This is a genomic window from Halorubrum sp. Atlit-8R (genome assembly GCF_003666025.1).
GTDB classification, from domain to species: domain Archaea; phylum Halobacteriota; class Halobacteria; order Halobacteriales; family Haloferacaceae; genus Halorubrum; species Halorubrum salinarum.
This window is the reverse complement of the sequence record NZ_QPLV01000001.1, coordinates 781,254-807,646: the sequence shown is the minus strand read 5'-3', so window position 1 is coordinate 807,646 and position 26,393 is coordinate 781,254. Positions and strand designations below refer to the sequence as shown.

At 70.0% G+C, this 26,393-nt stretch carries 25 protein-coding genes; 13 read left to right on the top strand and 12 right to left on the bottom strand.

The window, feature by feature from the left end:
• Positions 1-5: 5 nt before the first annotated feature.
• Positions 6-1,154 (top strand): acyl-CoA dehydrogenase family protein, encoded by a 1,149-nt coding sequence (locus tag DVK05_RS03920; RefSeq protein ID WP_121562095.1) that lies wholly within the window; start codon positions 6-8, stop codon positions 1,152-1,154.
• Between the two features lie 38 nt (positions 1,155-1,192).
• On the opposite strand, the gene DVK05_RS03915 is transcribed toward DVK05_RS03920, so the two are convergent.
• The gene (locus tag DVK05_RS03915; protein WP_121562094.1) at positions 1,193-1,783 is read right to left on the bottom strand and encodes a hypothetical protein; all 591 of its coding nucleotides are present in this window, start codon (positions 1,781-1,783) and stop codon (positions 1,193-1,195) included.
• Positions 1,784-1,930: 147 nt separating this feature from the next.
• Between DVK05_RS03915 and DVK05_RS03910 the strand changes: the two genes are divergently transcribed.
• On the top strand, positions 1,931-2,455 hold the full coding sequence (locus DVK05_RS03910; protein WP_121562093.1) for a halocyanin domain-containing protein: 525 nt from the start codon (positions 1,931-1,933) through the stop codon (positions 2,453-2,455).
• A gap of 56 nt (positions 2,456-2,511) precedes the next feature.
• On the opposite strand, the gene DVK05_RS03905 is transcribed toward DVK05_RS03910, so the two are convergent.
• The gene (locus DVK05_RS03905) at positions 2,512-3,030 is read right to left on the bottom strand and encodes a hypothetical protein (RefSeq protein WP_121562092.1); all 519 of its coding nucleotides are present in this window, start codon (positions 3,028-3,030) and stop codon (positions 2,512-2,514) included.
• Positions 3,031-3,206: 176 nt separating this feature from the next.
• Between DVK05_RS03905 and DVK05_RS03900 the strand changes: the two genes are divergently transcribed.
• Positions 3,207-3,482: a cytochrome C oxidase subunit IV family protein gene (locus tag DVK05_RS03900; RefSeq protein WP_053772186.1), complete on the top strand. Its 276-nt coding sequence runs from the start codon at positions 3,207-3,209 to the stop codon at positions 3,480-3,482.
• 150 nt (positions 3,483-3,632) lie between these two features.
• Positions 3,633-4,292, top strand: coding sequence for a thiaminase II (tenA, locus tag DVK05_RS03895; protein ID WP_121562091.1), 660 nt, complete (start codon positions 3,633-3,635; stop codon positions 4,290-4,292).
• Positions 4,293-4,347: 55 nt separating this feature from the next.
• Here the strand turns inward: tenA and DVK05_RS03890 are convergent, their stop codons facing one another.
• On the bottom strand, positions 4,348-5,835 hold the full coding sequence (locus DVK05_RS03890) for an aldehyde dehydrogenase family protein (RefSeq protein WP_121562090.1): 1,488 nt from the start codon (positions 5,833-5,835) through the stop codon (positions 4,348-4,350).
• A 134-nt stretch (positions 5,836-5,969) separates the two neighbouring features.
• Here DVK05_RS03890 and DVK05_RS03885 point away from each other — a divergent pair, with 134 nt between their 5' ends.
• On the top strand, positions 5,970-6,929 hold the full coding sequence (locus DVK05_RS03885; RefSeq protein WP_121562089.1) for a helix-turn-helix transcriptional regulator: 960 nt from the start codon (positions 5,970-5,972) through the stop codon (positions 6,927-6,929).
• A 135-nt stretch (positions 6,930-7,064) separates the two neighbouring features.
• On the opposite strand, the gene sod is transcribed toward DVK05_RS03885, so the two are convergent.
• Entirely contained in the window at positions 7,065-7,664 is a 600-nt protein-coding gene (gene sod / locus DVK05_RS03880) for a superoxide dismutase (protein WP_121562088.1), read from the bottom strand.
• A 366-nt stretch (positions 7,665-8,030) separates the two neighbouring features.
• Between sod and DVK05_RS03875 the strand changes: the two genes are divergently transcribed.
• A complete protein-coding gene (locus DVK05_RS03875; RefSeq protein WP_121562087.1) occupies positions 8,031-8,780 on the top strand; it encodes a GNAT family N-acetyltransferase in 750 nt (249 codons plus the stop codon).
• A gap of 30 nt (positions 8,781-8,810) precedes the next feature.
• Here the strand turns inward: DVK05_RS03875 and DVK05_RS03870 are convergent, their stop codons facing one another.
• Together DVK05_RS03870 and DVK05_RS17250 are read right to left on the bottom strand one after the other, a co-directional pair.
• The gene (locus DVK05_RS03870; protein WP_121562086.1) at positions 8,811-9,803 is read right to left on the bottom strand and encodes an NAD-dependent epimerase/dehydratase family protein; all 993 of its coding nucleotides are present in this window, start codon (positions 9,801-9,803) and stop codon (positions 8,811-8,813) included.
• A gap of 59 nt (positions 9,804-9,862) precedes the next feature.
• Positions 9,863-10,006 (bottom strand): hypothetical protein, encoded by a 144-nt coding sequence (locus tag DVK05_RS17250; RefSeq protein WP_199241165.1) that lies wholly within the window; start codon positions 10,004-10,006, stop codon positions 9,863-9,865.
• Positions 10,007-10,083: 77 nt separating this feature from the next.
• Here DVK05_RS17250 and DVK05_RS03865 point away from each other — a divergent pair, with 77 nt between their 5' ends.
• Positions 10,084-10,563 (top strand): zinc ribbon domain-containing protein, encoded by a 480-nt coding sequence (locus DVK05_RS03865; RefSeq protein WP_121562085.1) that lies wholly within the window; start codon positions 10,084-10,086, stop codon positions 10,561-10,563.
• Positions 10,564-10,591: 28 nt separating this feature from the next.
• On the opposite strand, the gene DVK05_RS03860 is transcribed toward DVK05_RS03865, so the two are convergent.
• Both DVK05_RS03860 and coxB read right to left on the bottom strand, forming a co-directional pair.
• Positions 10,592-13,090 carry a cbb3-type cytochrome c oxidase subunit I gene (locus DVK05_RS03860; protein ID WP_121562084.1) on the bottom strand — a complete coding sequence of 833 codons (2,499 nt, stop codon included), beginning with the start codon at positions 13,088-13,090 and terminating at the stop codon, positions 10,592-10,594.
• Positions 13,087-13,863, bottom strand: coding sequence for a cytochrome c oxidase subunit II (gene coxB / locus DVK05_RS03855; RefSeq protein WP_121562083.1), 777 nt, complete (start codon positions 13,861-13,863; stop codon positions 13,087-13,089). Before coxB ends, DVK05_RS03860 begins: the two co-directional genes overlap by 4 nt.
• Before the next feature lie 261 nt (positions 13,864-14,124).
• Between coxB and DVK05_RS03850 the strand changes: the two genes are divergently transcribed.
• The gene (locus DVK05_RS03850) at positions 14,125-14,547 is read left to right on the top strand and encodes a hypothetical protein (protein WP_121562082.1); all 423 of its coding nucleotides are present in this window, start codon (positions 14,125-14,127) and stop codon (positions 14,545-14,547) included.
• 53 nt (positions 14,548-14,600) lie between these two features.
• Here the strand turns inward: DVK05_RS03850 and DVK05_RS03845 are convergent, their stop codons facing one another.
• Positions 14,601-17,093 (bottom strand): RND family transporter, encoded by a 2,493-nt coding sequence (locus DVK05_RS03845; protein ID WP_199712278.1) that lies wholly within the window; start codon positions 17,091-17,093, stop codon positions 14,601-14,603.
• Positions 17,094-17,174: 81 nt separating this feature from the next.
• Complete coding sequence (locus DVK05_RS03840) at positions 17,175-18,869, bottom strand: COG1361 S-layer family protein (RefSeq protein ID WP_121562080.1); 1,695 nt, start codon at positions 18,867-18,869, stop codon at positions 17,175-17,177.
• Between the two features lie 166 nt (positions 18,870-19,035).
• Here DVK05_RS03840 and DVK05_RS03835 point away from each other — a divergent pair, with 166 nt between their 5' ends.
• The gene (locus tag DVK05_RS03835; RefSeq protein ID WP_121562079.1) at positions 19,036-19,782 is read left to right on the top strand and encodes a TetR/AcrR family transcriptional regulator; all 747 of its coding nucleotides are present in this window, start codon (positions 19,036-19,038) and stop codon (positions 19,780-19,782) included.
• Between the two features lie 15 nt (positions 19,783-19,797).
• Here the strand turns inward: DVK05_RS03835 and DVK05_RS03830 are convergent, their stop codons facing one another.
• Positions 19,798-20,499, bottom strand: coding sequence for an HD domain-containing protein (locus DVK05_RS03830; protein WP_121562078.1), 702 nt, complete (start codon positions 20,497-20,499; stop codon positions 19,798-19,800).
• Between the two features lie 172 nt (positions 20,500-20,671).
• Between DVK05_RS03830 and DVK05_RS03825 the strand changes: the two genes are divergently transcribed.
• Complete coding sequence (locus DVK05_RS03825; protein WP_121562077.1) at positions 20,672-21,652, top strand: cation diffusion facilitator family transporter; 981 nt, start codon at positions 20,672-20,674, stop codon at positions 21,650-21,652.
• A 103-nt stretch (positions 21,653-21,755) separates the two neighbouring features.
• The gene (locus DVK05_RS03820) at positions 21,756-22,484 is read left to right on the top strand and encodes a YqjF family protein (RefSeq protein WP_121562076.1); all 729 of its coding nucleotides are present in this window, start codon (positions 21,756-21,758) and stop codon (positions 22,482-22,484) included.
• A gap of 39 nt (positions 22,485-22,523) precedes the next feature.
• On the opposite strand, the gene DVK05_RS03815 is transcribed toward DVK05_RS03820, so the two are convergent.
• Complete coding sequence (locus DVK05_RS03815; RefSeq protein WP_121562075.1) at positions 22,524-23,813, bottom strand: Glu/Leu/Phe/Val dehydrogenase; 1,290 nt, start codon at positions 23,811-23,813, stop codon at positions 22,524-22,526.
• A 172-nt stretch (positions 23,814-23,985) separates the two neighbouring features.
• Here DVK05_RS03815 and DVK05_RS03810 point away from each other — a divergent pair, with 172 nt between their 5' ends.
• On the top strand, positions 23,986-24,450 hold the full coding sequence (locus tag DVK05_RS03810) for a PH domain-containing protein (RefSeq protein WP_121562074.1): 465 nt from the start codon (positions 23,986-23,988) through the stop codon (positions 24,448-24,450).
• Complete coding sequence (locus DVK05_RS03805; RefSeq protein ID WP_121562073.1) at positions 24,447-26,381, top strand: PH domain-containing protein; 1,935 nt, start codon at positions 24,447-24,449, stop codon at positions 26,379-26,381. Before DVK05_RS03810 ends, DVK05_RS03805 begins: the two co-directional genes overlap by 4 nt.
• The last annotated feature ends 12 nt before the right edge of the window (positions 26,382-26,393 follow it).

Here is a 26,393-nt window from a genome sequence, read left to right as displayed (position 1 = left end):
TGCCCATGGACTTCGAGGTACCCGGCGAGCACCGGATGATACGCGACACTGTCCGGGAGTTCTGCGAGGAGGAGATCGCGCCCATCGCGCAGGAGATCGAGGACGAACACCGCTTCCCCGAGGAGGTGTTCGAGTCGCTCGCGGACCTGGACATGATGGGCGTCCCGGTCTCGGAGGAGTACGGCGGTCTCGGCGGCGATCAGCTGATGTACGCGCTGGTCACGGAGGAACTCGGCCGCGTCTCCGGCGGGATCGGGCTCTCGTACGCCGCCCACACCTCCCTGGGCGCGAAGCCGATCGACCTGTTCGGGACCGACGAACAGAAGGAGCGGTGGCTCCGCCCGCTCGCGGAGGGGGAGGGGCTCGGCGCGTGGGCGCTCACCGAGCCCGGCAGCGGCTCGGACGCCTCCGACATGGACACGACCGCCGAGTACGACGCCGACGCGGACGAGTACGTGCTGAACGGCACCAAGCAGTTCATCACGAACGCGAACGTCGCCAACTCGATCCTCGTGAAGGCGGTGACGGACCCCGAGGCGGGGTACGACGGCATCTCGACGTTCATCGTCGACCCCGACGCCGACGACGGGTTCGAGGTGACGACCGTCTGGGACAAGATGGGCCTGAACAGCTCGCCGACCTGCGAGATAGCCTTCGACGACGTGCGGATCCCGGCGGACCGGCTCCTCGGCGAGGAGGGCGACGGCTGGACGCAGACGATGAAGACGCTCGACGGCGGGCGCATCTCCATCGCCGCGCTCTCGGTCGGACTCGCGCAGGGCGCCTACGAGGCCGCAAAGGAGTACGCGGGCGAGCGGGAGCAGTTCGGCAAGCCGATATCGAAGTTCGACGCCGTCCGCGACAAGGTGGTCCACATGCACCGCCAGATCGAGCGCGCCCGCCTGCTGACCCACCGCGCCGCCTCGAAGTACGACGCCGGCGAGTCGGTCACGCGCGAGTCGGCGCTCGCCAAGCTCGACGCCAGCGAGGCCGCCCGCGAGGTGGCCGAGGAGGCGGTCCAGACGCTCGGCGGCTACGGCTACACCACCGACTTCGCGCCGCAGCGCTTCTACCGCGACGCGAAGCTGATGGAGATCGGCGAGGGGACGAGCGAGATCCAACACGTCGTCATCGGGCGCGAACTCGGCCTCTGAAGGACCGTCTCCCATTCTCGGTCGCCAGCCGGCCGACCTCAGGGGAACTCGATCAGGTCGTCGTCGACGCCGCGTAAGCTCTCGGCGAGCCGCGAGTCGTCCGGCACCGCTCGCTTGAACGGCGCCGACCCGAACGTCGCGTCCCCGTTGACGGACACGAGGCCCAGTTCGGCCGGGTCGCCCTCCAGCCCCGTCAGGAACGCGACGGTTCGGACCGCCGGCACGTCGCCGGCGTACGCGTCCCGGTCGACGGAGCCGTACAGCGTGCGGTTCGTCGCGACGTGGTGGACGCAGGTGGGCGTCGGCGCGAAACAGAGCAGGTAGCGGGCGCCCGGCTCGGTCCGCCCGAGCTTGGGACGCAGCGCGTGGCGCTCGTCGGCGTGGAAGTACCGCTCCATCCGCCGGTACTGTCGGAGGACCTCGTTCGCGCCCGTGGCGCGCCGGACCGCGGCGTCCGCCTTGAGCTCGATCACGCGGTCGACCGGCTCCGGCGTCCGCGTCCGGACGAACAGATCGACGACGCCCTCGCGCCCCTCGGCGTCGTACGGCTCTTCGAGGCGGATCGCCGGGTCGTCGGCCGTCGCCTCGTAGTGTTCGACGAGCCGGGTCGCCAGCGCGTCTTCGCGCATTGGTCGCCGGAAGGGTCCGGAGCGCGATAAACCCGCCCCTCCCCGGCGGGTCCGCGGCGCGCCGAGCGGGCCGATTTCCCCTCGGCGCGTTCCCGCGATCCGAGAGCCATCACGGGGTTTGTAAGGCTTCGTCCCCTACTTCAGGTGATGTCTGACAAACTGTCCAGACGGCGGTATCTCGCCGGGACCGGCGCCGCGCTGACCATCGGAACGCTCGCCGGCTGTTCGGGCGGCGGCGACGGCGGCGACGGGTCGGACGGCGGCGACGGCGGCGACGGGTCCGGCGGCGGGAACGCGGTCGACGACGTTCCCGACGAGATCGACGAGTACCTCTCGGACGCTCGGATGTACGAGGGGACCATCATGGACTTCACCGGACAGGACGAGGTGACCGTCCAGGTCGGCGCCGGCGACGTCGGGTTCGCCTTCTCGCCGGCGGCGATCCGCATCGACTCCAGCACGACCGTCGTCTGGGAGTGGACCGGGACCGGCGGGGCGCACAACGTCGCCTCCGTCGAGGCCTCCGAGTCCGACTTCAACAGCGGAAACGCGGTCTCCGAGGAGGGGACCACGTTCGAGCAGTCGTTCGACAACACCGGGATCCAGCTGTACCAGTGCACGCCTCACCAGGCGAACGGGATGCTCGGCGCGATCGAAGTCGTCGAGGCCTGAATCGGTCCCGACCGGCGGTCCGACGGAACGCTATTTTTTCGGCGGCGGAACGGCGCTCACGAGAGGAACGACCAGCGGACGTCGACGATCCGGTCGTGCTCGCTGGTGACCGTCGGCCGCGCGAGGTGGTCGTTGGCGTTGGCGCCGACCTCGGCGAGCCGCGACAGCGCCTCTTCGAGCGTCCGGTCCGAGCGCCGCACGGCGGCGTCGCGCTCGTAGGGGGCGTCGATCGGGTTCGCCCGGGAGTTCGAGATCGCGATCGCGTCGGTGAGGTCGCCGCCGATCGCGTGCGGCGGCTGGTGGAAGTGCCAGTCGCCGACGGTGAGGAACAGCCACACGTCGCCGTTGATGGCGTGGTACTCGCCGGTGACCCCGTCGGCGTCGTACGCGACCACGCGGGAGAGCACGGCGGTCTTGAGCCGGTAGAGGGCGTCCTTGCGGGCCGAGCGGACGTTGCTCTCGGTGACGTCGCCGCGCTCGTAGGCCGCGGTGGCCTCGTCGGCGAACTGCTTTGCGACCTTGTTGACGACGTACAGCGATTCGAGCAGGTCGTCCGTCGGTTCCAGCGGAGTCACGGGAGCACCGGTCGTGTCTGCGACCGACCGCAGGTCCGGCCGTCGCGCGGATAGGCGTTTCGGGATCCGGAACGGCTGCGCGCGCCCTCGGACGCCGGCGCGGACTCGCTCGGCGCCGAGGTCGGGGGCCCCCGGATGGTTAATTCTTTAAGCGCAGGGACGAAGTGAGGTGTAAGATGGCGCACGACTCCGTGAAACTGTATTCGGCGATATACGTCGCCCTCCTCGTCGCGGCGACGCTGAACTTCGCGCTCTTCGAGACGTCGTTCATCGAGTTCTCGTACACGACGGCGATCGCCGGGACGCTGGTGATCGCGACGGTCAAGACGCTGCTCATCGTCGCGTACTTCCAGCACCTCCGGTGGGAGAACCGCTCGCTGACCTACCTGATGGGCCTCGCGCTCGCGCTCACCATGCTGCTGATGGCGGCCGCGACGTACTCCATCTCGTAACGACCCCGCGACGGCCGCGGACTCCCCTCCCGGATCTTCTCTCGACCCTCCCGCTTTCCGTGGAGCGACTCCATCCCCGTTGCCGCCGGCTGTTATTACCAAGTAATATTAGTTAGTTATAACTTAGTCCGAAACGGACCCTCGGACGAGATGGCGTTCAGCGACCGACTCCTCGAGGCCGGATCGGACATCTGGGACGCGCAGAAGGAGCACCCGTTCGTCGTCGAGCTGGCGGACGGGAAACTGGACGAGGCGGCGTTCAGACATTGGGTGCGACAGGACTACCGGTACCTCCTCGACTACGCGCGCGTCTTCTCGATCGCGGGGACGAAGGCGGACGACGAGGAGACGACCCGGCGGCTGACGGCGACCGCACACGCCACGCTCGACGACGAGATGGACCTCCACCGCTCGTTCGCCGCCGACTACGGCCTCTCGGCCGCGGACCTGGAGGCGGTCGAGAAGGCGCCGACCTGCGCGGCCTACACCGACTTCCTCGTCCGGACGGCCCACGAGGGGTCGATCGCGGAGATCGTCGCCGCCGTCTACCCGTGCGGACAGGGCTACCTCGACGTCGCCGACCACATGGCCGACCGCGCGACCGAGGAGCACCGCTACACCCCGTTCATCGAGAAGTACACGAGCGACGCCTTCCGCGAGACGGTCGCCTGGATGCGCGACCTCGTGGACCGGCACGCCGAGGCGTATCCGGGCGAGCGCGACGCGATGCGGGCGGCGTTCCTGCGGAGCGCCCGGCTCGAACACGCCTTCTGGGAGATGTGTTACACCGAGGAGGAGTGGCGCGTCTGACGCGGCGTGTCGACGGAGCGCGCCGGTCAGCGGCCGCGCCGACGGCGCGGTCGCCTCAGAACGGGTACTCGCGCGGCTCGTGCTGGATCGAGATCCACTTCGTCTCGGTGATCTCCGAGAGGAACGCGTCGCTGTTGTAGTGCCCGACGCCGGAGGCGCCGATCCCGCTGAACGGGACGTGCGCCTCGTCGTTGATCGGCTGGTCGTTGATGTGGACGTTGCCGGTCTCCATGCGGTCGGCGATCTCCTTCGCCGTGCCGAGGTCGCCGGAGTGGACCGCGCCGGAGAGCCCGTACTCGGTGTCGTTGGCGATCGCCACCGCCTCGTCCACGTCGGAGAACGGGATCACCGGGGCGATGGGGCCGAAGTGCTCGTTCGCCGCCGCCGGCATGTCGTTCGTGACGCCCGAGAGGACGGTCGGCGCGACGACCAGCGAGTCGTCGACGCCGTCGACGTCGACCGTGCGGCCGCCCGTCTCCAGCGTCGCGCCGGCCTCGACCGTCTCGTCGACGTACTCCAGCATCTCGTCGCGCTGCGACTCGTCGATGATCGGGCCGACGATCGTCTCGGGGTCGTGGACGCTCCCGGTCGGCAGCGACTCGGCGCGGTCGACGAGGCCCGCGACGTACTCGTCGTAGATGTCCTCGTGGACGACGTGGCGGTTGATCGAGATACACACCTGTCCCTGGTGGACGAAGGAGCCGAACGCGGCGGCGTCGAGCGCGCGGTCGACGTCGGCGTCCGCGGTGACGACGTGCGCGTTGTTGCCGCCGAGCTCCATCGCCGGGACGGCGAGGTTCTCGCCGGCGAGGCTCGCGACGTGCTGGCCGACCTCCGTCGAGCCGGTGAACGCGACCACGTCGCTCTCGGGGTGGCTCGCGACGCGGTCGCCGATCTCGGAGCCGCGGCCGGTGACGACGTTGAGGACGCCGTCGGGGAGGTCGGTCTCCTCGAACAGCTTCGCGAACAGCAGCCCGCCGGTGATCGGCGAGTTCGTCGAGGGCTTCAACACGACCGCGTTCCCGGCCGCGATGGCGGGCGCGACGGCCCGCATCGAGAGGTTCAGCGGGAAGTTCCACGGCGAGATGACCGTGACGACGCCCTTCGGGCCGACCTGGAGCTGGTTCTCCTTGCCCGGGATGTTGGAGGCGGCGTGTTCGCCCTTCATCCGGCGCGGGAGCGTCGCGGCCTCGCTCACGTGGTCGCCCGCGATCTGGATCGACGTCTCGCCCATGATCGCCGAGCCGCCGACCTCGTACTCCAGCAGCTCGATGATCTCGTCGGCGTGAGCGTCGAGCGCCTCGTGGAACTGCTCGATCACCGCCTGCCGGCGCGCAGGCGGCTGCTCGCCCCACGACGCCTGCGCCTCGGCCGCGGCCTCGTAGGCCGCGTCCACGTCCGCCTCGGTGCCGCGCGGTACCTCGGTCACCGTCTCGCGCGTCGAGGGGTCCTCGACGGCGATGGTCTCGCCTCGCTCGCCGGTCCGCCACTCGCCGTCGACGTAGAGCCGGTCCCAGTCCGCGTCGATCGATAGGTCACTCATCCCGTTTTACCAAACGGTAGAAACAGCAAAAAGGGGAGAGATAGCGGAGATACCCGCCGGATCGGTCGGGCTGGGGTCGTCGCGTTCCCGGCGGTCCCAACAGACTTTACCGTCCAGTAAACGAGGAGGGACGTATGAGTCAGTTCGACCGGTCCGGCGGCGTCGCCCCCGACGGCGAGCGCGCGGACCGCATCGATGGGGCCGACCCCGCCGCGGCCCCGCGGACCGAGTCGCGGATCCCGCCCGCCGAGGTGTTCGCGGTCCTCGGCAACGAGACGCGGGTCGAGACGCTCCACGCGCTGCTCGACCTCGGCGGCGACGAGTCGCCGGTGAGCTTCTCCGAGCTGTTCGAGCGCGTCGACGCGACGGACAGCGCGAATTTTAGCTACCACCTCGACCAGCTCACCGGTCACTTCGTCCGGCGGCGCGACGACGGCTACGAGTTCCGCGCGCCCGGGCGGAAGGTGGTGAGCGCCATCTTCACCGGCACCCTCACGGAGCGGGCGCAGTTGGGCTTCTTCCCGGCGGAGGGATCGTGTCACGCCTGCGGCGGCGACCTCCACGCCTGGTACGTCGACGACACGCTCTCCATCGGCTGCGCCGACTGCGGCGCGATCCAGGTGAGCTACCCGTTCCCGGCGGGCGCGCTCGACGGCCGGTCGACCGACGACCTGCTGGACGCGTTCCACCACTACGTCCGCCACCACTACTGTCTCGCCGCCGACGGCGTCTGCCCGGAGTGCGCCGGCACCGTCGAGACCGACCTTGTGCGGACGCCCGACGAGCCGGACCAGGCGGTCGCGGTCGAACACGCCTGCCGGCGCTGTAGCTACGACCTCCGGTCGACGGTCGGGCTCCTGCTGCTCGACGACGCCGACGTGCTCCGGTTCCACGCGGACCGCGGCGTCGACCTGAGTTCGGCGCCGTTCTGGACGTTCGACTGGTGCGTGAGCGACGCCGCGACGACGGTCGTCTCCGAGGAGCCGCACCGCGTCCGCGTGACGGTCGCCTGCGGGGGCGACGAGATGCGCGTGGGCGTCGACGAGACCGGGACGGTCGTCGAGACCGACGGTCCCGAGTTCGACGCGGCGTAGCCGCCGAGCGACCTCACGGCCGGACGGGGTCGCCGGAAGGAAAACAGGAGAGAACGGACCGCCGCGAGTGCCCACAGCCTCGCTCCGTCGCCGGCGGTCCGGGCGTGCGGAGCGGAAACCGGCGCGTCGAGCGCGTTACTCGAACAGCTCGACGGCCTGCTCGTAACGGTCAGAGGGCTCGTCCCAGTCGACGACCTCGAAGAAGTTGTCGACGAACTCGCCGCGGGCCGGGCCGTAGTCGTGGTAGTAGGAGTGCTCCCATACGTCGAGGGCCAGAATCGGGTGGCCGCCCCAGATCGCGCCCTGGTCGTGCTTGTCGACCACGACGTTGCGGAGCTGGTTCGAGAACGTGTCGTACACGAGGAGCGCCCAGCCGCTGGCCGCGGAGGCCGCCGCCTCGAATTCGCCCTTCCAGGCCTCGTACGAGCCGAAATCCTCCTCGATGCGGTCCGCGAGGGCGCCGGTCGGCTCGTCGCCGCCCTCCGGCGACATGTTCTGCCAGAACAGGTCGTGGAGGATGTGACCCGAGGAGTTGTGGGTCACGTTGCGGATGGCCCCGCCGGACGACGAGAAGTCACCGGCCTCGCGGTTCGCTTCGAGCGTCTCTTCGGCGGAATTCCAGCCGTTGACGTACCCCTGATGGTGGGTGTCGTGGTGCCATTCGAGCACCTGCTCGGAAATGTGCGGTTCAAGCGCGTCGTACTCGTACGGCAGCGGGTCGAGTTCGTAGCTCATGCGTTCACACGTACTCGCGGCACGGGTAAGAAGATTCTCTGTAGCGCATTCCAGTAACGGATCAGTCATTTCCGAATACAGTCAGTAGGCTCCAAAGTAGCCCTCAAACTCAATTCCGGGGAAATATTATAGCGAGGTTGAACGCTTCTTGATTCCGTAATCGTGATGCTTATCAGGTCTGATTAGGTCGAGGTGCCGTGAGCGCCTCCGCGTCGAGCGCGGGCGGGGCGGCGCGGGTACAGTGAGGACGGGTCCGGCAGGGGCGAGCCGCTCGGTCGCCGCGGCGCGCGCGACGGCGGCGGCGACCCGTTGCGTGCGACGGAAATCCCGACCGAGTTTTTAGTAGTCGGGGTGGTATCTACACCCATGGACCTACGCGAAGCAACCGCCGCAGACGTCGACGCGGTCCGGTCGGTCGCCCGCGAGTCGCTCGTGGCGTCGTACGGGCACGCCGTCGACGAGGCGCTGTTGGACGAGGCCGTCGAGGAGTGGTACGACGCCGGGGACCTCGGCGACGACGTGGAAGACGACGACGCGGTGTTCCCGGTCGCCGTGGTGGACGGGGTCGTCGTCGGGTTCGCGGAGAGCTACGTCGTCGGGCGCCGCGAGCGGGTCGGCGAGATCGACTGGCTCCACGTCCACCCCGACCACCGGGGCTCGGGCATCGGCTCGGCGCTGTTAGAGCGGGTCGAGTCGGCGCTCCGCTCGGCCGACGTCGACCGCATCGAGGCGCGCGTCCTCGCCGACAACGAGGCGGGCACCGAGTTCTACGAGCGCGAGGGGTACGAGCTCGCCGGCGAGCGCGAGGTGGACATCGGCGGCGAGCTGTTCGCGGAACGGGAGTTCCGGAAGCAGGTCGGACGGCTCACCGGCATCTCCGAGGCGACGTACGAGACCGAGGACGGGGAGACCGTCCACGTCGCGTTCGACGAGAGCGACCGCGGCTCGCAGGCCCCGTTCTACGTCGCGTACGTCGACCCGGACCACGAGCGCCGCTACGGCTACCTCTGTGGCAACTGCGAGGGGACGGACGTCGCCATCGACACGATGGACCGGATGGAGTGCCGCGACTGCGGGAACCGGCGGAAGCCCGCGCGGTGGGACGCGGCGTACTGACGGGTCGCCGCGCGGAGCGGCGCGACCGTCTCAGAGCGTCTCCTTCACGCCGATGACGCGCTCCTCGGCCTCGCGACCGGGGTCCCACTCGCTCCCGTCGCGGTCCGACTCGCGGTGCTCTTCGACGGTCCGCGCCATCGCCTCGTCGACCGGCGTCGACTCCCAGCCCAAGTCGGCGAGCGCGCAGGTGTCGAGCAGGTGCGGGTACTCGCGGTAGAGGGTGAACTCCTCGGGGTCGAGGCCGCCGGCCGCCAGCGCGTCCGCGCTCGCGGGGACGATATCGACCTCGGTGTCGGCCGCGTCGGCGATGGTCTCCAGCGTCTCCCGCAGGGTGAGCGCCCGCCGGTCGCCGACGTTGTACGCCGCGCCAGGCTCGCCGCGCTCGGCGACGATCCGCAGGGCGCTCGCGACGTCCTCGACGTACGCCCGGTGCCAGAGGTTCTGTCCGTCCCCGGGGACGACGACGCGGTCGTGTGTGAGCACGCGGTCGATCCAGTAGTCGAGCCGCTCGGTGTAGTCGTGCGGGCCGTAGACGATACACGGGCGGACGGCCATCGCGTTGACGCCCGCCTCGGCGGCCGCGAACACCTCGCGGTCGCCCTCGGCCTTCCGGTTGCCGTACGTCTCGTGGTCGTCGTCGACCGCCTGCGCATCGGTACACGGCTCCAGCGGCGTCTCGCCCTCGCGCTTGGGAATCTCCTCGGCGGCGTAGCTGGAGCCCGACGAGATGTAGACGTAGCCGTCGACGTCGGCGAAGACGTCGGTCGCGGTCGCCACGTCCGCCGGGTGGTACGCGACGCAGTCGATCACGACGTCCGGTTCGACCGACAGCTTCGCGGCCCGGAGCGCGGTCTCGTCTTTCCGGTCGCCCTCGACGTGGGTCACCCGGTCGTCGTCCGCGAAGGGGTTCTCGTGGTTCCCGCGGTTGAATATCGCGACCTCGTAGTCGTGCGCGAGCAGCTCCGCGACGGTGTGTCGGCCGATGAACCGCGTGCCGCCGACGACGAGCGCCGTGTCTGACATACCTGGGATCGGACGAGCGACGTGAAAAGCGTGGCCGAACCGGAATTCGATCGTCCGGCTCAGTCGTCGTCGCCGCGGGGGCCGTCGCCGCGCCACCGGCGGTAGAGGAGGTACGCGACGCCGAGGCCGATCCCCCAGGTGCCGACGCCGAACACCGCGAACGCGGCCCCGTAGAGGAACTCGCCGAGCGGAACGCCGAACATACCGGAGTTCGGCGCGTCCGCCACATAAACGCTCCGAGAGAGGTAGGTTCTCGGGGCGGGAGGTCGTACGACCGCGCATGTCGGAACGCACTCGTCGGCGGCCCTGGCTCGCCGCACTGCTCGCGCTCGTCGTCTCGGGACTGGGTCACGCGTACCTCCGCCGGTGGGCCCGCGGGCTCGGCTGGTACCTGGCGGTCGCCGCGGCGGTGTTCGTGTTCGTCCCGGAGTCCGCGATCTCGGGCGCGCTCGCAGGCGACCCGCCGGCGGTCTCGGAGGTCGCGCCCGCCGCCGCCGTCGTGGTCGCCAGCGTGGTCGACGCGTACGTCGTGGCGGTCCGGCACAACCGGGGGTCAGAGCGGGATCGCGACCGCGGACGAGTGACGGACTCGCCGGACGCGGTACCCGGTCCCGACGGCGCGTCCGCGGAGGTGACGGGCGGCGAGTCTGAATCGGAGTCAGGAGAGACGATCCGCTGTCCCGAATGCGGGAGAGAGACCGACCCGACGTTCGACTTCTGTCAGTGGTGCGCCGAACCGGTCGGTGAGGGCGACGCGTGACAGCGAAAAAACGGGGCCGCGAACCGCCTCAGAAGAGGTAGAACAGCGGGAAGACGAACACCCAGACGATGTCCACGAAGTGCCAGTAGAGGCCGAAGTACTCGATCGGCCGCTCGTCGTCGAGGTAGTGTCCCTGGTAGGCCCTGACGAACAGGAAGATGGCGACCACGAGACCGAGCAGCACGTGGATCCCGTGGAGCCCGGTCGTGACGTAGTAGATCGACGCCTGGATCGGGTCGCCGTGGGCGTTCGCGGAGATGGTCACGCCCTTGTCGAAGACCTCGTGGTTCCACTCCCACATCTTGATCGCCATGAAGACGAACCCGAGCAGGATGGTCGACCCCAGCGAGGCCAGCAGGCCCTGCCGGCTCTTCCGGCGGGCCGCGACCAGCGCGAGGATCACGGTGAACGAGGACGTGAGCAGCACGAAGGTGTTGATCAGTCCGGGTAACGGGTCGGTCAGCGGTTCCCACGTCATCCAGCCCGCGTTGTAGCGGACGAAGATGGCCGCCGAGAGGAACGCGCCGAAGACGATCACGTCGGAGGCCAGGAAGAACCACATCCCCAGCTTCACCTTCTCGACGCCGTTGAACGGCCAGCGCTCGGCGAACTCGGACGGCGGGGCGTAGAAGTCCTCAAGCCCCCACTTCACGCCGGTGTAGAGCAGCCCGACCATGCCGGCCACGATGGCGATCGGGTACATCGCGTTGGAGATGACGACGTTGCTCTGCATCGCCGTCTCGCCCAGCTCGACGGTGACCGCGTCCGCGAACCCGGAGAAGCCGAACAGCGTGACGCCGAGCGCGACGGAGAGCGCGAACGGCCAGATGCTGGCGTGGCTCGGGTGTTTGTCCCAGTACGGGTACTCGGAGATGTGCGCCGAGTGGCTGTCGCCGCCGTCGGTGGCCACGTCGCCGTTGTCGTCCGTCTTCATGGCGGGGCCGCCGTCCGGCACGTAGTCTTTCACGAACTCCAGCTTCCCGGAGGCGTACGAGGGGCGGTTGGGCCAGTTCTCGAGCGGCGGGGGCGAGGAGACCGCCCACTCCGCCGTCCGCGAGTAGTCCCACGGGTTGTCGCCGGCCGGCTCGCCGGAGACGTAGGACTTCGCGAAGTTGTAGAACATGATGAAGAACGAGAATCCGAGCACGAACGCGCCGATCGTCCCGAACTGGTGGTAGATCTGGAACTCGGGGTTGTACTCGAACACCCGGCGGGGGGTCTCCCAGCCGAGGAACATCGAGAAGTAGACGGCGTTGAACCCGATGAAGAAGATCACGAAGTGGAGCTTGCCGAGGAACTCGTCGTACATCTTCCCCGTGATCTTCGGGAACCAGTAGTAGGCCCCGCCGAACAGCGCCGTCGCCCCGCCGAACATCACGTAGTGGAAGTGCGCGACCACCCAGTAGGTGCCGCGGAACTCGTAGTCGAGCACGATGGCGCCGAGGAAGACGCCCGTGATCCCGCCGAGGATGAACAGCAGGAGCGCGCCGAACGCGAACAGGAACGGCGTCGTGAACTGGATCCGCCCCTTGATCAGCGTGTAGATCAGCGCGAAGACGACCAGGTCGAACGGCAGCGAGATGCCGATGGTGGTCGCCATCATCAGCGTCTTGATCTCCAAGTTGATCGTCGTCAGGAACATGTGGTGCATCCACACGAGGAACGACTGGACGGAGATCAGACAGATGGAGATGATCACCCACTTCCGGCCGACGAGCCGGCGCCCGGAGAACGTCTGGAACAGCTCCAGCATCACGCCGAGCGCCGGGAAGAAGACGATGTACACCTCCGGGTGACCGAAGAACCAGAACAGGTGCCCCCACAGCAGGGACCCGCCTTCGGTCGCCGAGAAGTAGACGCTACCGAGGACGCGGTCGGCCGCGAGGATGAGGCCCACCGCGAGCAGCGCGGCGAACGCGAACAGCATCATCCAGACGGTCGCGAGCATCGACCAGGTGAACATCGGCATGTCCATGATCCCCATCCCCTCGGCCCGGGAGTGGTGGATGGACGTGAGGAAGTTCACCGTCGACGCCGTGGTGCCGGTGACGAACATCGCGAGCGCGAGCACCGCACCGGTCGAACCGATGCTCGGCGTGTACATCGGCACGTTGAGCGGGGCGTAAATCGTCCAGCCCGCCGACAGCGTGCCGCCCTGGAAGAAGCTGATCGCGAGCAGGAGACCCGAGCCCAGGTACAGCCAGTACGAGAGGGCGTTCAGCCGCGGGAACGCGAGGTCGTCCGCGCCGATCTGAAGCGGCACGAAGTAGTTCGCGAACCCGAACGCGAACGGCGAGAGGAACCAGAACACCATTATCAGCCCGTGTGCGGTGACGGCCTCGTTGTACGCCAGCCCGGAGAGGATCTGGCTCGTCGGGTCCCACAGCTGGAGGCGGATGAGCAGCGCCATCACGCCGCCGAACAGCAGGAAGAACAGCGCGGTGATCGTGTATAGGATTCCGATGTCCTTGTGGTTGGTCGTCACGAACCAGCGCTTGACGGAGGTCGTCGGCGGGAGTTCGCTCATGCGCTCACCCCGCTGGCCGCGGCGAAGCCGGCGCCGGAGGCCTGGATGCTTGCGCTCTCGGAGCTGTTACCGGTGCCCGCGTACCACTCCTCCCACTCGTCTTGCGGCAGGACCGTGATCTGGCTCTTCATCTGGGAGTGACCCGGACCGCACAGCTCGAAGCACTCGACGCGGTACGTCGCCTCCCCGCCTTGCGCCTCGACGTCCTCGGAGCTCACAGCGAACCACGTCTCGCTGTAGTCCCCGGGGATGGCGTCGGACTTTATCCGTAAGTCCGACGAGCCGAAGTTGTGCCACACGTCTCTCGACGTGATGTTGAGGTCGATCCGCTGGTCGGCCGGCACGATCAGCTCACCCCGTTCGGTGTGCCCGTTGGGGTACTCGTAGGCCCAGCCGTACTGGTACCCCTCGACCATGATTTCGATGTCTCCCTCGTCGCCGGTGTCCGGCCCCTGCTCGACGTAGAGGAGCAGCCCGTACGCGTACACGACGAGGCTGATGACCACGATCGCGCTCAACCCGAACGAGAGGAAGAGCTTCTTGGCTTTCGGACCGCCCTGTCCCGTTGGGAGCTCGCCGACCGTCGGCGCGTCGAACTCCTCGTCCGACCGGTTCCCGTCGTCGCGGTACTTGTACACGTTCCACAGCGTGTACGCCACGACGATGGTGCCGACGAGGGTGCCGAGCGCGAGGAAGACGAAGAAGATCTCGTCGAAGACCTCCGCCTGTGCGCGCCAGTCGCCCCCTTGTTGTAGGATAACTGGATCTATCATGTTCGTCTGTCTGCTCTTGTACCACCCTTAGCGATGGTACACTTATCTCTTGTGTAGCGGGGCGGGCCATCGGGGGGCGGACGGGGCCGTTTCGCCCCCCGAGCGCGACCCCGCCGGCCGGTCGAGCGGCGCCGCGGTCGAGGGGACCGATCGGTGCGGATACCCCGCGTCGAAGGCGCGTCGAAGGGTATTTGTACGCGCGAACGGAGCCCCTAACAACGGAAATCCATGACATCACTCACCCTCTTGAGTACGGGGCTGATGGGCCTCCTCGTCGTCGCCACGTTCGTCGCGGTCGCCGAAATCGGGGCGAAGCGAGTCGCTCCCGGCCGCGACGAGACGGGCGGACGCTACGAGGCCGTCGTCGAGACGCTCGGCGACGTGGCCCGGACGCCGGTCGTGTGGGCGGTCTCGTTCGTCGGCATCACGGTCCTCGTCGGCGGGAGCATCCTCCTCGGCGTCGGGAGCTTCGGGATCCCTGAAGGCCTCGCCGGGACGCTGGTGAACGTCGCCTTCCTGGCCGTCGGGCTGCTGCTCGTCGGCTTCGTCTTCCTCGGCGCCTACTTCGCGACGCGGAGCCGCGGACTCGGGAACGCGCACGGCGTCGCCGCGGGCACCCTGGCGACCGGCGCCGCGTTCCTCGTCCTCGTCACGGTCCAGTTGGTCGTCGGCGTGGTCGGCTGACTCGGTCTCCTTCTGTCTCTGCCGTCCGGTAAAATTCCACTCGGTGCCCGGCGTCAGCGCTCGGCGCCGGCGCCGCGGAGCCCGTCGTCGAGCCCGAGGCCGACGAGCGAGCCGTACCGGTCCCACACGACGACGAGCGAGGGGACGAGCAGGATCGAGCAGAGGTAGGCGTAGAACACGCCGAGCGCGAGCAGGACGCCGAAGTCGCGCAGCAGGGGGATGACCGCGAGCCACAGCACGCCGAGCCCGGAGACCGTGGTGAGCATGCTGCCGGTGAGCGCGCCGCCCGTCCCCGCGATGGTGACGTCGAGCGCCTCGTCTATCGGCAGGCCCGCCTTGTACTCGTCGACGAACCGGTGGACGAAGTGGACGGTGTAGTCGACGCCGAGCCCGATGGAGACGGAGAGGATCGGCGCGTTGATCGGCGTCAGCGGGATGTCGAACAGCCGCATCGACCCGACGAGCAGGCCGACGGTGACGAGCACCGGGACCAGGTTGAGGAGCCCGTAGACCGCCTTCCCTTCGAGGTAGGCGTACGAAAGCGCCAAGAACAGCGCCGTGAGCCCGAAGGCGGCGAACAGGCTGCGGATCGCCGACTCCGTCAGCAGGTCGATCACCGCCTCGTTGACCACGAGGGAGCCGGTCGGCACCGCGTCGAGCGGCGTGCGCTCGGCGAGCTCGCGCACGTCGGCGACCGCCTCGGAGTTGTCGACGCCGGGTCGGATCGTGTAGTCGATCCGCGCGCTGCCGCGGTCGGCGGCGACGTACCCGCGGGCCCGGCCGTCCGCGGAGGAGTCGAGGAGCGCGTCGTACACCTCGTCGACGTTGCGGTCGGGCACGCCGTTGCCGAGGCGGTCGTTGCGCTCGACGAGCGCCGCGAACTCGGGGTCGCGCGACGAGCGGTCCTCGATCACGGTGACGATGCTCGTCGCCTGCGCGCGGCGCTCGTCGGTCGTCGCGAAGGTGTCCGGTGGGTTCCGCGTCGTGCGGTGGATCAGCTCCAGGGAGTCGTCGTCCCTGACCGACTGGTCGATGTACAGCGTCACCGACCCCACGAAGTCCTGCTCGAACTCCTCCTCGAAGAGGGTCAACACGTCGAGGAACGTGTACTCCGTCGGCGCGAACGGCTCCGGGAGGTCGGCGTACGTCTCAAGCCGGTCCTGGTCCGGGAAGAACGCCTCCTCGGAGAACTCCGTGTTCACGCCGGTCCCGTAGGCGCCGCCGACCGCGCCGCCGACGAGCAGGAGCGCGACGACCGCGACCGGGGCTATCCGCGAGAGGTCGACGCCGACGTGGAGGACGCGCGCGAGCCGCGAGCCGCCGGCCCCGAGGGCGCTCGTCCCGAACGTCGGGATCGGGAACCGCTCGCGCAGCCTGTCGACGAACACCTTCGCCGCGGGGAGGAAGACGCCGAATATGATCAGCGTGAACGTGATCCCCGCGGCCGCGACGATCCCGAAGTCGCGGTTCGGGTCGAACGGGCTCACGACGTTGGAGACGAGCCCGAACACCGTGGTGATCGTCACCAGCAGGAAGGCGATGAGCAGCTGGTCGGTCGTGGTCCGCATCGACGCCTCGATGCCGGTCCCGGTGGCCCGCTCCTCGCGGTAGCGGTTGACGATGTGGATCCCGAAGTCGATCCCGACCGCGAGCAACAGCGGGAACACCGTCACGAGCGAGTCCGAGAACGGGATCCCGGCGTACCCCATGAAGCCGAACGTCCAGAGGAGCGACAGGAGCAGCGCGGCGATCCCGATCGCCATGTCGAACGGGTCGCGGTACGAGAAGATCAGGAACCCGACGATCAGGATGAGCGCCGCCGGGAAGACGATGATCGCGGTGTCGGTCAAAAGCGCCGTGATCTCCGACTGGAGGACGCCGTCCCCGAAGAGGATGACGTTCTCGCCGGCCTCGTTGCCCGGGACCGAGTCGACGACCTCGACGCTGCGGGTCTGTAGCTCGGTCACGCGCGCCGTCGTCGCCGCGTCCGGCAGGTCGTAGGTGATCCCGACGATGGCGGTGTCGGCCGCCTGCGCGGTGGGGTTGTAGTCGACCGACACCTGGGCCGCGATCGCGCCCGTCGCGTCGGCGTCGGCGATGGCCGTCCGCAGTTCGGCGGGCGTCGCCTCGGTCACGGCATCACGCCGCTCGGCCGCGGTCGAAGCGCTCGGGTCCAACTGCCGCGCGACCGCGTCCGCGTGGCTCGACGTCGACGCGACCCGGAGCGTCGAGCGCGACTCCAGCCGGTGTTGCGTCTCCAAGGTTCGCACGAGCGCGTCGCGGGAGAGGACGTTGTCGTCGGAGACGATCACCTGCGCCGACGTCGCGGAGCCGCCGATCGAGGTCTCGAACTCCTCGTCGATGTCGTCGAGCGCCCGCTGGGCGGGGATGTCCTGCGTGAACTGGTCCGCGCCGGCGCTGGTCTCGATGCCCGTCAGCCCGCCGGCGAAGCCGGCGGTCACGACGAGGAACACCGCGACGACCGCCAGCGGCCGCTGCGTAACGACGCGGTCGATCTCCTCGATCAGCCGGTCGGCCGCGGTCACCGGTGCCCCGCTGTCCCGCAGTCCGTCGTCGGGCGGCCCCTCGGCGGGCGACCCGGCGCGGTGGTGCGTCCGCTCATCCGATCACCGTCGTCGGTACCAGACGGCGCCGCCGACCGCGGCGACGACGAGCAGGGCGGCGACGGCGACGAGGCCGAGCGGCGGCCCGCCGTCGTCGACCGATTCGGTCACGGTCACCGGGACCTGGGTGATGTCTGAGATGCGGTCGTTGCCGCGGGCGTCCTCGTAGCGGAAGTCGAGCTCGACCGGGTGGTCCTCGACGCTCGCGCTCCCCGCGGCGGCCACCTCGAACCAGATCCGCGCGGACTCGCCGGGTTCGAGCTCGTCGACGAACGCCTCGTCGTTGACGGCCGTCAGCGGGCTGTCGGCGTAGAGCCCGGCGTTGATCGACGAGAGGGTCTCCGGCCGTCGGTTCGTGATCGTGGCGTTGATCCGGCGGGTCTCGCCCGCCTGGACGGTCGCGTTTCCGACGGCTAACTCGAACTCGGGCTGTCGCGGCGCGACCTCGACGCGCCGGGTCTGCTCGGCCGTGAGGGTCGCGTCGCCGCTCTCGTACTCCGTGGTGAACCGGAACTGCCGCGGCCCGGGGTCGGCGCTCCCGCTCACGTCCGCGTCGAAGGTGAACTCCGCCGACTCGCCGGGCGGGATCCGCGGGAGCGCGTACCGGCTCTCGCCGAGACTCACGCGGTTGCTCCCGGAGTCGGCGACCAGGACCGCGTTCTCTACGGTGCGCGGCCCCTCGTTCGTGATCGTGCCGGTGACCGTCCCGGAGTAGCCGACTTCGAGCGTGCCGGAGACGTCGTCCAGGGAGAACGACTGCTCGCGGAGCGGGACGACCCCGGCGCGCGCGGGCGCCGCCGTCTCGTCGAGGCCGTTCGGGTCGCGGTAGTCCACGGTCGAGGAGAGGGCGTAGGCGCCGCCGGCGAACGACTGCCCGACCGAGGAGTCGAACGTCACCGTCCGGTTCTCGCCGGGCGCCCAGTCGCCGACGAACGACTGGCCGCCGCCCTGTCCGAGGGTGACACCCGGCGCGGTCGTGCTCCCGGAGACGACCGCGTCGCGGGCGGTCTCGTCGCCGACGTTCGCCAGCGTGACGGTCACGTCGCCGCTCCCGCCGACCTGGGCGTCGGTGTCGGTCTCCAGCACCGCGAACCGCGCGCCGTCGTCGACGACGATGGTGACGTCGAAGTCGTCGATGCCGCGGCGGTCCTTGTGGTCGTTGAACTCGGGGATGATCTCGAAGGTGTAGCGGTAGCGGAGCGTCGCTTCAACCTCGTACCGCCCGTCCGGCACGTCCTCGGGCACGGTCACGTCGAGCGGCACGGCGACCGGGCTCGCGGCGGTCGAGACGTCGCCGACCGGGATCTCGCCGTCCTCGACGTCGATCGGCACGCCGCCGTCGTCGACCTCGACGGTGAGCCCGCGGGCGGTCGTCACTCGGGAGTCGAGCTGGTTGCCGATCTCCATCTCGCCGGTGTTGACGATGTCGAGCGTGATCGAGGACTCCGCGCCCGCCGGCACCGTTCGCTGCGACGCGAAGACCTCCAGCACCGGCGACCCGCGGACCTGTCGCGGGGTCGGATCGCTCGTCTGCGCGACGACGCCGTCGGCGGTCGGAGCCCCGGACAGGGCGGCCGAGTCCGCGGGCGATCCGCCCGCGCTCGGCGCCGCGGCGCCGGCGAGCGAGACGCCGACGAGGAGGGCGCTCACCGCGGCGAGGGCGAGCGCGGCGGTGGCGAGTCGCGCCGGTCGGCTCATCGGTCCCCTCCGGCGGGGCCGCGGGAGGATCTGGCCGCGCGGAGCGGCCGGTCGTACCGTGACGCGTCGGAACGAGTCATACGTCCCCGAGCGAGGCCCGCGACATAAGCGTGTTGAATGAACGTTCAATCAGGATCTGTATATACCGGGGGCGAATACGTCGGGTATGGACGACCCGTTCGCGGAGCCGTCGAACACCCGGCAGGCCATCCTCGGCGCGGCGTTCCGCGCGCTCTGCGAACACGGGTACGCGAACGTCACGATCCAGCGGATCGGCGACGAGTTCGACAAGAGCCCGTCGCTCGTGTACCACCACTACGACGGGAAAGACGACCTGCTCCTCGACCTCCTCGGCTTCCTGCTCGACCAGTTCGAGGCGTCCGTCGCGGACGGGTCCCTCGCGGAGCGGTCGGACGACGCCGCGGCGGGCGCGGGCGACGACGTGCCGGAGATAGCCCCGGAGGCCTTCGATCGCTCGGCTCGGGACCAGCTCGACGACTACCTCACGGCGGTCGTCGACCCCGCGTCGCTCGACGACCCGTACGCCCCCGACGAGCGGTTCGTCACGGTGATGACGGAGCTCCGCGCGCAGGCCGCGAGCGACGAGGCGTACCGCGACCACTTCGACCGCAGCGACCGCGTCTTCGGCGAGTACCTCGAACGGCTCGTCCGCGAGGCCGCGGCCGAGGCCGACGATAGGCCACCGGGTCCCGACGACGACTCACCCGGTCCCGACCCCAACTCCGTCGACGCCGCCGAGGTGGCCGCGACGCTCCAGACGTTCGCGACGGGCGGGATGTTCCGCTGGGCGACGACGAACGGCGGCCCGTGGGTCGCGGGCTCGCGCGCCGGGATCGACCGGTACATAGAGGTGATGCTGCCGCTCGTCGACGCGAGCGGTGCGGGAGAGTAGCGGCCGAAGCCGCGATCAGCGGTCCGTGACGCCCTCGGCGTCCATCCGCGAGACCTCCTCTTCGAGCCACTCGCGGAGCCACTTCACGCGCTTGATCCGCTGGTGCGCGATGCTCTCGGCGGTGTCGGAGACGACGCGGTCGGTGTGGTCGTGCGCGCGCTGGAGCACGCGGTCGACCATCTTCGCGGCGTCCATGTGCGTCCGCGACTCGTACCCCATGCGCAACAGCATGAGGACGGCGCCGTTGGCGCCGACCTTGTCGAGCACGTCCGCCTCGATCAGACACCGGCTCTCCAAGGGCACGTCGTCGAGGTCGCCGGTGTACGAGTGGTCGACGACAGCGCCGCACACCTCCTCGATGAACGACTCGGGGTAGTTGCCGCGACTCTGGAGGTACTCGCGGGTGACGCGCGCGCCGGCCTCCGCGTGGACGTCCTGTTCGGCCTCCAGCTTCGCGACGTCGTGGAAGACGGCCGCGACCCGGACCACGTCAACGTCGGCGCCCTCGGCCTCGGCGATCTCGGTCGCGAGGTCGACGACGTTGAGGATGTGGTTGAAGCGGTACGACGCGGAGTGCCAGGGGTACCAGCGCATCCGTCCGCCGTCGTCCTCGCTCTCGACGCTGGCCGCGAGGTAGTCGCGGACGAACCCCTTCATCTCCTCGAAATCCTCGTCGCTCACCTCCGTTTCCTTAATTTCGACGCCCACCAGGACCACCTCGGGCGAAAAACTCGTGATTCATTACCGTCACCGAGGAGCGTTTCGGTCTTAGGCGTTACGACGGAGTATCCGGCCGCTGACGCGGCGGGCGATCGGTCGGGGCGACGCCCCCGGGCGGGCGGCGGCGCGACGCGGGACGCTTAACAGGGTCGGGGGCGCACCGGCGTCTATGCTGAGTCTCTTCGGGAACGACGACCGCGCTCGGTTCCAGCGGGCGGCGGCGGTGAACGTCGCCGGCAACGCGGTGAAGATCGCGGTCGAGGGCGCCGCGGGGCTCGCGTTCGGCAGCGTCGCGCTGGTCGCCGACGCCGCCCACTCGGTCGCCGACCTCGTCGCGAGCGCGGTCGTGTTCGTCTGGGGGGGCTCGCGGTACGAGAGCGCGGACGAGACGCACCCGCACGGCCACCAGCGGATCGAGCCGCTGACGGCGCTTTTCGTCGGCGCGACGGTCGCGATCCTCGGGCTGCTCCTGCTGCGCGAGTCGATCCGCGGGCTGGTCGGGTCGGTCGAGGTGACGGCGAGCCCGCTCCTCGTCGGCGCCCTGCTGTTCGCGATGGCCGACATGTACCTCCTGTACCGGTACACGGAGCTGGTGAACGCCGACCTCGGCTCGACCGCGCTCGACGCGCTCGCCGTCGACTGCCTCAACGACATCTACACGACGATCGCGGCGCTCGTCGGCGTGTTCGGCGTGTTCCTGAACGTCCCGATCCTCGACCCGGTCGCCGGCGCGCTCGTCAGCCTCCTCGTCGTGTACCAGGGAATCGAGATCGGCCGCGAGAACGTCACCTACCTCGTCGGGGCGGCGCCGCCCTCCGGCGACCGCGAGCGCGTCGTCGCGGCGCTCCGCGACCACCCGGCCGTCGAGGGCGTCCACGACCTCACCGTCTACTACGACGGGACCGACCTGGAGGTCGAGGTCCACGTGGAGGTCGACGGGGAGATGACGCTCCGCGCGGCCCACGACGTGGAGACGGACCTCGTCACAAGCCTCCGCGCGCTGGAGGACGTCGGGGACGTCCACGTCCACCTCGACCCGTCCGGCCTCGGGGAGTGGAAGGACGCGCCCGAGTGGGAGGACATGCCGGACGAGTCGGACGCGTCGGGGGAGCCGGACGCATCGAGCGGGCCGGACGCGCCGGCGGAGTGACCGGGCGCCGACGCCGGAGTGACGCCGGCCGACCCCGCGGTCACTCGGGACCCGGGACCGCCGGGGGCGTGCGGGTTTTGCCCGTTCGTCCCCTAGATCGGGTATGCTGAAACGCCGCTGGCTGGAGATGACGTGGCGGGACGGACTGTTCGCGCACTGGCCCGTCGACCCGTCGACCGTCGCCGCGGCGCTGCCGGAGGGCCTGTCGGTCGCGACCCACGACGGCGACGCCTACCTCGGGGTCGTCCCGTTCGTGATGGACGACATCCGTCCGCGGGGGGTGCCGGCGGGGCTGTCGTTCCCCGAGCTCAACCTCCGGACCTACGTCGAGGGACCGAGCGGGCCCGGCGTCTACTTCCACAGCCTCGACGCGGACGACCGGCTCGGCGTCGCGGTCGCCCGCGGGCTGTTCCGGCTCCCCTACTACCGCGCCGAGACGGACGTTCGACGCCCGGGTGCGCGGGACGGGGTCGGCGGCGAGGGCGCGGACGCGGACCGCGCCGTGCGGTTCGCGAGCCGCCGCGTCCACGACGGCGCCCCGCACGCGCGGTTCGACGCGACGTACGCGCCGGCCGGGGAGGCGTTCACGCCGGAACCGGGGTCGCTGCCGGCGTTCCTCACGGAGAACTACCGCTTCTACACCGCCGGCTCGGGCGGGCGGCTGTACGTCGGCGAGATCGAACACGAGCCGTGGACGCTGCGCCCGGCCGCGGCGGAGATCCGGGCGAACACGCTGTTCGCGGCCAACGGGTTCGACGACCCGGACGGCGAGCCGCTGCTCCACTACGCCGAGCCGATCGCGGTCACCGCGGACCGGATCCGCCGGGTCTGAGGGCCGCGGGGCGTTCGCCCCGGCCGCGCACGCGACTCGCTACGGGAAGAGCCCGCGGTACTCGTGGGCCTTCGCCGTGCGCTCCAAGGCGAGCGTGTACGCCGCGGTCCGTAGGTCCGGCAACTCCTTCTCGTCGTACTGGTCGATCGTCTTGTCGAACGCGCTCCCGATACGGCGCTCGAGCTCGGCGTTGACGGTCTCCAGCGGCCACGAGAACTCCTGTGCGTTCTGGACCCACTCCAGGTACGAGACGATGACGCCGCCCGCGTTCGCGAGGATGTCCGGGACGACCTGGATGTCGCGCTCGGTGAGGACCTCGTCGGCGGCGACCGTCGTCGGCCCGTTCGCGGCCTCGACGACCGCCGAGGCCCGGAGGTCGTCGACGTTGTCGGCGGTGATCACGCCCTCGACGGCGGCCGGGATGAGCACGTCGACGTCGAGCGTGAGCAGCTCCGCGTTGGTGATCCGGTCGGGGTCGTCCCAGCTCGACCCGTCCGCGTTCCCCCGGTACTCGCCCTCTACGTACTCCTCGATCAGCCCGCCGGCGTCGACGTGCGCGCCGAGCGCCGCCACGTCGAGGCCGTCGGGGTCGTAGGCCGCGGCGGAGACGTCCGAGGTCGCGACCACGTTGGCGCCGGCCTCGTCGAGGAGCCGGGCCGCGTTCGACCCGACGTTGCCGAACCCCTGGATCGCGACGGAGGCGTCGGAGAGGTCGCGGTCGAGGTACTCGAAGAGCCGCTCGGTGACGAGCGAGACGCCGCGGCCGGTGGCTTCCACGCGGCCCGGCGTCCCGCCGATCTCCAGCGGCTTCCCGGTGACGACCTGCGGGACGGAGTACCCCTCGTACATCGAGTAGGTGTCCATCATCCACGCCATCGTCTGCGGGTTCGTGTTCATGTCGGGCGCGGGCACGTCGATCTCGGGCCCGATCATCCGGCGGATCCCCTCGGTGTACCGCCGGGTGAGCCGTTCGAGGTCGCGGTCGGTGAGGTCCTTCGGCTCGCAGATCACGCCGCCCTTCGCGCCGCCGTAGGGGAGGTCGACGAGCGCCGTCTTCCACGTCATCCAGCCGGCGAGCGCCTCGACCTCGCGCTGGGTGACCGACGGATGGAACCGGACGCCGCCCTTGAACGGACCGCGGGCGCTGTCGAACTGACAGCGGTACCCCTCGAACACCTCGACTTCGCCGGACTCCAGTTCGACCGGGAGCGTCACCTTCAGCGTGCGCTCCGGGTGCTTGAGCCGCTCGAACACCCCGTGGTCCACGTCTGCGTACTCCTCGGCGCGGTCCATCTGGGCGAGCATGTTCTGGAACGGGTCGTCGGCCATGGCCGGCACGACTCCGTCGCCCGTGATATCGGTTTCGGCAAGTATCGCCTCCGAGAGAGATCCTCTCGCACGGCGGTCGGGCCGAGCCCCGCCGGGCGGTTCCGACCGGACTTATACGTCGGGCCCCTCAATCGCCCCCCATGACACACGGACGTGCGACGGGGGACCGTCGATGACGGCACAGACGCTCCACCCCCGGGTCCAGATCGTGTGGGTCCTCCGCGCGGTGCTGCTGTCGGCGCTCGTGACCGCCCCGTTCGCCGGCGGCGCGTACCTCGAGTACCTCCCGCGATGGGCGCCGGTCGCCGTCGGCGCCGTCGTCCTGACGCTGACCGTCGCGCACGCGCTGCTCCGGTACCGACGCTGGAGCTACGAGATCCGCGAGGACGCCATCTACCTCGACCGCGGCGTGCTCACGCAGGTGCGGACGACGGTGCCGCTGGTGCGCATCCAGCACGTCGACTCCCGCCGCGGGCCGATCGAGCGGACCGTCGGGCTCGCCTCCTGCGTGGTGTACACCGCCGGGTCGCGCGGCGCCGACGTGCGGATCCCGGGGCTGACGCCGGACGGCGCGAGCGACCTCCGCGAGGAGCTGAAGCGGCTGGCGATCCGCGCCGACGGGGAGGACGCGGTGTGAAGCTGGCGCCGCAGTCGGTCCCGTACCGCGCGCTCCAGAAGGCGGCCGGAACCGCCGTCGCGCTGTTCGTGATCGTGAACAGCGGCGGGTTCGGCCTCCCCCTCGCGGTCGGCGGCGGGGCCGCCATCCTCCTCGCGATGTTCGCCTACGAGGTCGCGTACTACCGCCGGTTCGAGTACGTCCTCACCGAGGACACCCTCGACATCTCCTCCGGCGTCATCTCCCGCCGCGAGCGCGAGATCCCGTACCGGCGGATACAGAACGTCGACGTGAGCCGGAGCGTGATCCAGCGCGCCATCGGCGTCGCCGCGGTCGACTTAGAGACCGCCGGCGGCTCCAGCACCGAGGGGTCGATCCGGTTCGTCACGCCCGACGAGGCGACCCGGCTCCAGCGCGAGGTCCAGCGCCGGAAGGCCGGGGGCGCGCGGCCCGAGGAGGCCGGCGAGGGAGCGTCGGCCGACGTCGACGCGGTCGAGGCCGGCCGCGAGGACGCGTTCGCGCCCGACGAGGAGGAGCTGTTCGCCATCTCGCCGAGCGAGCTGGCCCTGGTCGGTGCGCTCTCGTTCGACGGGCGCCTGATCGGGCTCCTGGCGTTCCTCAGCTCCGGCTCGTTCCCGGTGCTGTCGAGCTTCCTGCCGGAGACGTCGGCCGCCGCGCTCACCGCGACGGCGTTCGTCGGCGTGGCGGCGCTGTTCATCGCGTCGTGGCTCATCGGCGCGGGCGTCGCCTTCTCGAACTACTACGGCTTCCGGCTCTCCCGCGCCGGCGACGAACTCCGATATGAGCGCGGGCTGTTCCGGCGGTACAGCGGGTCGATCCCGACCGAGAAGGTACAGACGCTGCGGATCACGGACAACCCCGCCAAGCGCGCGCTCGGCTACGCGAGCCTCTCCATCGAGACCGCGGGGTACGCCCCCGGGCAGAGCGCGGAGTCCGGCAACCAGTCCGCGGTGCCGATCGCCGCGACCGACCGCGTCTACCGGCTCGCACACGAGATAGAGTCGTTCGGCACGCCCGAGTTCAACCGGCCGCCGAAGCGCATCCGGTGGCGGTACGTCATCCGGTACGCGCTGATCGTCGGCGTCCTCACGGGGGTCGCGTACGGCGTGAACTGGTACGCCTCGGCGTCGCTGCCGTGGTACGCCGTCGCCGCGCTGCTCCTCGTCGCGCCGCCCGCGGCGCACCTGAAGTGGAAGCACCGCGGCTACTGGGTCGGGGAGGACCACCTGCTCACGCGGAACGGCTTCTGGAGCCGGACCGTCGCCGTCGTCCCGTACTACCGGATTCAGAACGTGATCGACAGCCGGACCGTGTTCCAGCGCCGGTGGGGCGTCGCGACGGTCGTCGCCGACACGGCGGGGACCGGTTCGCTGACCGGCAGCGACGCCGCCGCGGTCGACTTCGAGGTGGCCGAGGCCGAGGCGTTAGAGGAGACGCTGACCGAGCGCCTCGCGACCGCCGTCGCGGAGCGGCGCGGCGCCGGCACCGACCGCTTCGAGTGGTTCGACGGGAACGTCGACGCCGACGAGAGCACCGACGACGACGGCGACCCCGAAGAGGACGCCGGCGGACTCGACGCGGACATCGACAAGCCCGACGCACCCGGCGCCGACGAGCCCGACGCGGAAGCCGACGAGACGGCGCCCGACCCGACGACGGCGGTACCGGACGCCGACGAGACGACGGACGACGACACTCTCGACATCCCCGAGGACGGCGTCGTCCGCCCTGACTTCTCGCCGAGCGACCGCGACTACTCGGAGCCCGCGGAGCGCATCGACACCGGCGAGTACGCGGTCGACCAGAACCCGTCGGACGCCGACGTGGCGCACGGGCCGAACGCAGACGGCGAAGATTCTGAGGGTGATGGGGGTGATCCCGACGGCGATGGCGACGACCCCGAGGGCGACGGGACCGAGTCGCGGACCTGACCGACGGGACCG

Excerpts from the sequence above, each read along its gene's own strand:
- DVK05_RS03920 (WP_121562095.1), top strand. The coding sequence starts at position 6 with ATGGACTTCGAGGTACCCGGCGAGCACCGGATGATACGCGACACTGTC.
- DVK05_RS03915 (WP_121562094.1), bottom strand. The coding sequence starts at position 1,783 with ATGCGCGAAGACGCGCTGGCGACCCGGCTCGTCGAACACTACGAGGCG.
- DVK05_RS03910 (WP_121562093.1), top strand. The coding sequence starts at position 1,931 with ATGTCTGACAAACTGTCCAGACGGCGGTATCTCGCCGGGACCGGCGCC.
- DVK05_RS03900 (WP_053772186.1), top strand. The coding sequence starts at position 3,207 with ATGGCGCACGACTCCGTGAAACTGTATTCGGCGATATACGTCGCCCTC.
- tenA (WP_121562091.1), top strand. The coding sequence starts at position 3,633 with ATGGCGTTCAGCGACCGACTCCTCGAGGCCGGATCGGACATCTGGGAC.
- DVK05_RS03890 (WP_121562090.1), bottom strand. The coding sequence starts at position 5,835 with ATGAGTGACCTATCGATCGACGCGGACTGGGACCGGCTCTACGTCGAC.
- DVK05_RS03885 (WP_121562089.1), top strand. The coding sequence starts at position 5,970 with ATGAGTCAGTTCGACCGGTCCGGCGGCGTCGCCCCCGACGGCGAGCGC.
- sod (WP_121562088.1), bottom strand. The coding sequence starts at position 7,664 with ATGAGCTACGAACTCGACCCGCTGCCGTACGAGTACGACGCGCTTGAA.
- DVK05_RS03875 (WP_121562087.1), top strand. The coding sequence starts at position 8,031 with ATGGACCTACGCGAAGCAACCGCCGCAGACGTCGACGCGGTCCGGTCG.
- DVK05_RS03870 (WP_121562086.1), bottom strand. The coding sequence starts at position 9,803 with ATGTCAGACACGGCGCTCGTCGTCGGCGGCACGCGGTTCATCGGCCGA.
- DVK05_RS17250 (WP_199241165.1), bottom strand. The coding sequence starts at position 10,006 with ATGTTCGGCGTTCCGCTCGGCGAGTTCCTCTACGGGGCCGCGTTCGCG.
- DVK05_RS03865 (WP_121562085.1), top strand. The coding sequence starts at position 10,084 with ATGTCGGAACGCACTCGTCGGCGGCCCTGGCTCGCCGCACTGCTCGCG.
- DVK05_RS03860 (WP_121562084.1), bottom strand. The coding sequence starts at position 13,090 with ATGAGCGAACTCCCGCCGACGACCTCCGTCAAGCGCTGGTTCGTGACG.
- coxB (WP_121562083.1), bottom strand. The coding sequence starts at position 13,863 with ATGATAGATCCAGTTATCCTACAACAAGGGGGCGACTGGCGCGCACAG.
- DVK05_RS03850 (WP_121562082.1), top strand. The coding sequence starts at position 14,125 with ATGGGCCTCCTCGTCGTCGCCACGTTCGTCGCGGTCGCCGAAATCGGG.
- DVK05_RS03840 (WP_121562080.1), bottom strand. The coding sequence starts at position 18,869 with ATGAGCCGACCGGCGCGACTCGCCACCGCCGCGCTCGCCCTCGCCGCG.
- DVK05_RS03835 (WP_121562079.1), top strand. The coding sequence starts at position 19,036 with ATGGACGACCCGTTCGCGGAGCCGTCGAACACCCGGCAGGCCATCCTC.
- DVK05_RS03825 (WP_121562077.1), top strand. The coding sequence starts at position 20,672 with ATGCTGAGTCTCTTCGGGAACGACGACCGCGCTCGGTTCCAGCGGGCG.
- DVK05_RS03820 (WP_121562076.1), top strand. The coding sequence starts at position 21,756 with ATGCTGAAACGCCGCTGGCTGGAGATGACGTGGCGGGACGGACTGTTC.
- DVK05_RS03815 (WP_121562075.1), bottom strand. The coding sequence starts at position 23,813 with ATGGCCGACGACCCGTTCCAGAACATGCTCGCCCAGATGGACCGCGCC.
- DVK05_RS03810 (WP_121562074.1), top strand. The coding sequence starts at position 23,986 with ATGACGGCACAGACGCTCCACCCCCGGGTCCAGATCGTGTGGGTCCTC.